This window comes from Microseira wollei NIES-4236 (assembly GCF_020521235.1).
Taxonomy (GTDB): domain Bacteria; phylum Cyanobacteriota; class Cyanobacteriia; order Cyanobacteriales; family Aerosakkonemataceae; genus Microseira; species Microseira wollei.
The window spans coordinates 1-5,289 of record NZ_BLAY01000332.1 but is presented as its reverse complement, the minus strand read 5'-3'; the positions used below and the strand labels follow the sequence as shown (position 1 = coordinate 5,289).

At 50.1% G+C, this 5,289-nt stretch carries 7 protein-coding genes; 4 read left to right on the top strand and 3 right to left on the bottom strand.

Annotated features, from left to right (window positions below; all coding sequences use genetic code 11):
• Positions 1-594 (top strand): hypothetical protein (locus tag MiSe_RS47515; protein ID WP_226594157.1); only part of this gene is annotated, 594 nt, incomplete at its 5' end.
• Between the two features lie 811 nt (positions 595-1,405).
• On the opposite strand, the gene MiSe_RS47510 is transcribed toward MiSe_RS47515, so the two are convergent.
• Together MiSe_RS47510 and MiSe_RS47505 are read right to left on the bottom strand one after the other, a co-directional pair.
• Positions 1,406-1,627 (bottom strand): Calvin cycle protein CP12, encoded by a 222-nt coding sequence (locus tag MiSe_RS47510; protein ID WP_226594154.1) that lies wholly within the window; start codon positions 1,625-1,627, stop codon positions 1,406-1,408.
• A 167-nt stretch (positions 1,628-1,794) separates the two neighbouring features.
• Positions 1,795-1,968, bottom strand: coding sequence for a hypothetical protein (locus tag MiSe_RS47505; protein ID WP_226594151.1), 174 nt, complete (start codon positions 1,966-1,968; stop codon positions 1,795-1,797).
• Positions 1,969-2,048: 80 nt separating this feature from the next.
• On the opposite strand from MiSe_RS47505, the gene MiSe_RS47500 reads away from it, so the two are divergent.
• Positions 2,049-3,302: an FIST signal transduction protein gene (locus MiSe_RS47500; RefSeq protein ID WP_226594148.1), complete on the top strand. Its 1,254-nt coding sequence runs from the start codon at positions 2,049-2,051 to the stop codon at positions 3,300-3,302.
• On the opposite strand, the gene MiSe_RS51775 is transcribed toward MiSe_RS47500, so the two are convergent.
• Positions 3,299-3,424, bottom strand: coding sequence for a hypothetical protein (locus MiSe_RS51775; RefSeq protein WP_264197101.1), 126 nt, complete (start codon positions 3,422-3,424; stop codon positions 3,299-3,301). The genes MiSe_RS47500 and MiSe_RS51775 overlap by 4 nt on opposite strands.
• A 131-nt stretch (positions 3,425-3,555) precedes the next feature.
• On the opposite strand from MiSe_RS51775, the gene MiSe_RS47495 reads away from it, so the two are divergent.
• Together MiSe_RS47495 and MiSe_RS47490 are read left to right on the top strand one after the other, a co-directional pair.
• Positions 3,556-3,753, top strand: a complete 198-nt coding sequence (locus MiSe_RS47495; RefSeq protein ID WP_226594146.1) for a hypothetical protein — start codon at positions 3,556-3,558, stop codon at positions 3,751-3,753.
• Positions 3,754-4,314: 561 nt separating this feature from the next.
• The gene (locus MiSe_RS47490) at positions 4,315-5,163 is read left to right on the top strand and encodes a CHAT domain-containing protein (protein WP_226594145.1); all 849 of its coding nucleotides are present in this window, start codon (positions 4,315-4,317) and stop codon (positions 5,161-5,163) included.
• Positions 5,164-5,289: the final 126 nt, after the last annotated feature.

The following is a 5,289-nucleotide window of genomic DNA, read 5'->3' as shown; positions in this document are numbered from 1 at the left end:
GGAACAAGTATTAAAATTCAATTGTGGCAGGGAGATGGAAATGACGGTTTAACGCTAACTCCTAACACAATTGGTATTTCCAGCGATGCTAACTTTAATAACGCTGTAAATATTAATTATGGTTCAAACGAAAATTTTCCTATTAGGTGGACGACTTTTCAATCACAAGAGATTGCAATGGTAGTCGCAATTCGACCCGAAAACAATGCTGGGTTGTGTTCTGCCGGTTTTCTTTGTCCTGCGGTTAAACCAACTTGGTGGCCTAATAATTCGCTGTACTCATTTGCTCCTAACGGAAATGACGTTAGTAGATTCAGGGTGTTACCTGGCAACCCATTATCGCCAAACCAGCATGATATTGTGTTTAATCCAGAATCGTTCCCTGCAAATTTCAATCCAGGTGGTACGAGAGATTTGTTGAAACGGTTGGTTTTGTCTTCAGTAATTGGCAATGGAATTGTTGGACTGACATCTTCTGATTTTGGCATTATTGCTGCTAACGGATTAAACAGTTTATCCCAATTAACCATTGATGGGCAGACCTGGGTAAATGTCCGTGCAGGTAGTTGGTCGTTCGCGGTGAGGATAGCCTGATCATACTGATATGGGGAGAGCAAGAACTTTCCAGCGGGGCAGCGATTGCATCTCCACTGTTGCCGCCTAACGAGACTCCTGTCAGCCAGTGGGACACAAGGGACTTTCGCGGTCTGTGGAATCAGCCGATGCTGGTCTGGCAGGGTTTCCCCCCCAATAACTTGCCGCTATCCTACCCCGTGCCGTGGCAGGTCTACCCCCGGTAGTAAATTACTGGGGATTCACTTAAGAAGTGTCGCGTCAAATACCACACGCACAAGGCGATGTGGCTTGTAACTCGTCCAAAGCACAGACCAAGTGAGCATGACGGTCACATCCGGGCAATTGACTGTGCCCTGTTCCTCCGGTCAGTAGTGCGTAGCCTTGCTGACAGAGGAAAGAATTACTCGCTATCTCCCTCTGGGTGGGATGGTCTGTCGTCATTTCCCCTAACCTGCTTTCCCTATTAGCAACAAGGCGTTGCTGATGAGATGACGGAGATCAGACAGTCCCGATTGCTGTAGCGGACTCTTGTACTAAGAATATCATGAAACTCAGTCCAGACAAAGCGTATAGGTTTTCCCGACCAGAGAGTGTCGGTTCAAAAGTCGATGGCAATCTCTCGGACAAGCTACGCTTGCCAACGTTCTTGCCATCAACTCGTCACCGACCGGGCTTACATCCGCACCCACAAGGGGAATGCGGTTTTACGCCCGAGCAAATAAAAAATAAGCAACTCGAACTAAGGGTCCCCAAGTTCGGTTGCTTTTGTTACTTCTTCAGTCGCATCCGCGCCCTAGCAGAGATGATTCTCTGCTATGACTGACCAACCTTAGTCATCGTAGATCCGGCATTCTGCTGCGTCTGGGTTGTCATCGCAATATTGCTCAAAAGAATTCTTTTGTTTATCTTGCTTACGATGGGATGCTTCTGCTTGCAGTTCTTCTACCGCATCCCAAGCTGCGGCACATTCTTTAGAGGTTGCTCCTTCGGTATCGCAGACGGTGCGGGCGTTTTCGAGTTCTTGTTCGATTTGTGTTTGGATGTTGTTCATAGCTCTTGGTTTCAACAGACACTTTCGTTCGTTAGGATCTTTTCTGTTATAGAGGGAGTTTTTTGGAAAATCTTACCTAACTAAAGATGGTATTTAAAAGATCCTAACTGTTCAGTATTACAGCAAGCCGAGTCATCGACTGGGGAATGATGTTTATTTCTTAAGATTTAACCAAACCTCACCCTACAACAAAGATTCGCCGTAAATTTTTTTTTGCCTACATATACCTTAACACTTCTTAAAGCGATCGCGCTATAACCCAGGTAATAATTTTTTCCATCGCTTTTAAGTAAAATTGCTCTGGTGCGCGGCTGCACTTGTGGGTTCGGCTTCTGTGCCATCCCCATAAATGTTATACAGTAATCTTTGAAGTATGGCTGTGGGGGCGCAGCACCGAATAACTTCACATAGGATAAGGAAGATGGTCGAACCCGTAAATAACCAGATGCAGTGGGTCAATGCGCTTTCAACCCGTCCTTCTTTGGAAGGGGCAGTTGAGGAAGTTGTAGAAAGGGTAACAGCAGCGTTACCAGCAAAAGCGGATCTGGGACTGGTGTTTATCTCCGCTGCCTTTGCCAGCGAGTATACGCGGCTGATGCCTTTACTACAAGAGCGACTTGAGGTGCCGGTGTTAATCGGTTGCAGCGGCGGTGGCGTGATTGGGATGAAACCGAACCAAGAGGCGCAAGAGGTAGAAGGCGAACCCGGTTTAAGCTTGCATCTGGCGCATCTTCCCGGCGTCAATGTGAAAGCGTTTCATATCTTTGCCGAATCGATGCCGGATTTGGATAGTCCTCCAGATGCTTGGGTAGAATTAATCGGCGTCTCGCCGCAGGAGCAACCCCAGTTTATTTTATTAGCCGATCCGTTCTCGTCTAAAGTCAACGACCTGATTCAGGGTTTAGATTTTGCCTATCCGGGTGCGGTAAAAGTCGGGGGACTTGCCAGCGGCAGCGCTAGGATTGGCGGCACGGGATTGTTTTGTAACTACAAGCTTTATCGCGAAGGCACGATCGGCGTTGCCCTCAGCGGTAATATTGTGATGGAAACGATTGTGGCGCAAGGATGTCGCCCTATCGGTCAGCCTTATCGGGTGACTCTTGGCGAGCGAAATATTGTCCTGGGAATGGAGGCAGAAAGCGCAGCAGGGGTGGGTGCAACTGCTAAATCTGGCACGCCTTTAGAAGTGCTGCGGGATTTGATCCAAAGTCTGAGCGAAGAAGACCGGATGCTGGCGCAGCATTCGCTGTTTGTCGGGGTGGCGCGGGATGAATTTAAGCAAAATTTAGAGCAGGGAGACTTTTTAATCCGCAATTTGCTGGGAGTTGAACCATCAGCGGGTGCGATCGCCATCGGGGATCGGGTTCGTGCTGGACAGCGCATCCAATTCCACCTCCGCGACGCCAACACCTCTGCTGAAGACTTGGAACTGTTACTTTCACGCTATCAACAGCAAGCGAATACAACAGCCGCTCGCGGTGCTTTAATGTTCTCTTGTATGGGACGGGGAGAAGGTCTTTATGGCAGTCCTAATTTTGATTCCCATCTGTTCCACCGCTACCTAAGCAATATTCCTCTGGGTGGTTTCTTCTGCAATGGCGAAATTGGTCCAGTGGGTGGTAGCACCTTCCTCCACGGTTACACTTCCGTCTTTGGGATTTGTCGCCAACCTTAATTCGGCAATGGCGCGGGGTAGGGGCATGGCAACCTGGATATATCGGGTAATTTAACAACATTACTCATGTTCCCTACCGCAAACGGCATTTTTGCCAGCACCAAGCTGTAGGGGCACGGCAACCTGGATATATCGGGTGGTTTAACAACATTACTAATGTTCCCTACCGCAAACGGCTTTCTGCACATTGAGACACTTGGCGAACGTACAGAGCGATCGCCAGTCTCCAGTAAAATTGGGCTTCGGGTGAATCATGGCAGATATTCAGGTGGCGATTGAGCGAGAAGGTGCAATTGACGCGACAGAAGCGCTTTTGGCAATTCCTGGTATATCGGGAAGCTACGAGGTGAGTTCGCAACAACCTGACAAAGAGGGTGTGGTAGCAACTATTGCCTCAATTGTCGGGATTGTTGGGGGAACGATTGCGATCGCCGCACAAATCCGCAAGTGATATCAAGAGTATAAACTGCAACAGTCGGGTAAAAGAATTGCCAAAGTTTTGATTGTTGGGCGCAATGGACAAAGGCTGCTGTTAGAAAATGCCACCCTTGAAGATATCCGCAAGGCTTTAGAGGATTGATTCTCTCTTTCTCAGGCGTGAGCCCGGAGAACGCAGCATTGTCGCACACCGGACAGCCCGCCCGGAAATCAATTTCCACAGCTATAGCTAAAGTCGGTTAAAACCGACTAATTGCCCCATTTACAGTTTGTTTTAACGGACTTTCGCTAAAAGCCCTTGGATTTTAATCCCTGGCGGGCTGTCCGGTTGGCGGATTGGCGGATTGGCGGGCTGGCGGGCTGGCGGGCACAGGGACTATCCGGAACGATCCAGGTTAACCTTGAGGATATTACTGACGTCCTCGGTTACAAACGTGCGGTCGCGTAGCTTGCGGTCGGCATATCGCTCCACCTCGACCTCAAAATTGCGGATAATTACGTATAGCTACGTTTCTTTGAATACAATCCGAACCAGTATGAGCGGCGCTCGCTCGCCTTAGATCAAATCGCCGAATTGATCCAGCTAGCGGAACGAGACTACTATGTCAGCTTGCCGGAGGATTACGCCATCACCGGGCGCAGGTTGTATAACTGGTTGGATGGGAGCGAAAGGTTTCTGCAACGGTTGTTGGAGCGATATCGGCGCGAGGGGATTGTTTTGGCGATTAGTGCGGCGGCAAAACTTGCCCACTTGCCTTGGGAAGTGCTGCACGATGGCAACAGTTTTCTGGTGCAGCGCGTGCCTGCGATCGCTCCGGTGCGGTGGGTGGTGACAGGCGAGACGCCTATCCCACAATTATCCATCGAGAGGGCGCCGGAAAATCGGGCGCTGCAAGTCTTGTTTATGGCGACTTCGCCCCTGGGGGTGCAACCCGTCCTCGATTATGAAGCGGAGGAAGCGCGGATTCTCACGGCGACGGCGCGGCAACCTTTGGCGCTGCGGGTGGAAGAAAGCGGTTGTTTGTCGGAATTAGGTTATTTGGTTGACGATTATGGCAGCGGGTATTTTGATGTCTTGCACCTGACTGGACACGCGACGTTTCAAGAGGGATTCGCTTGCTTTATTACCGAAACCGAGACGGGGGAAGCTTTCTATGCCAGCGCCGCCGACATTGCCCAAGAACTGCAATTCCGATTGCCTAAACTAATTTTCCTCTCCGGTTGTCGCACCGGGCAAGCAGGCAATTCGGGGGCGGTGCCTTCGATGGCGGAAGAATTGCTCAAACAGGGGGCGACGGCGGTTTTGGGTTGGGGACAAAAGGTTTTAGATACGGATGCGACAGCTGCGGCGGCGGCGTTGTATCGGGAATTGGCGGCGGGGAAGCAAGTCACCGAGGCAGTTGCTTTGACTTATAAACGATGACGAGAAGTGCAAAACTCCCGGCGTTTACGCGGGAGTTTTGCACGAACGGGACGTTTAAGTCCCGTCAAGTAACGTCATGATGGCGCTGTGCCTCAATATACCTTCCCACAGTTTCGCTGCTAACAT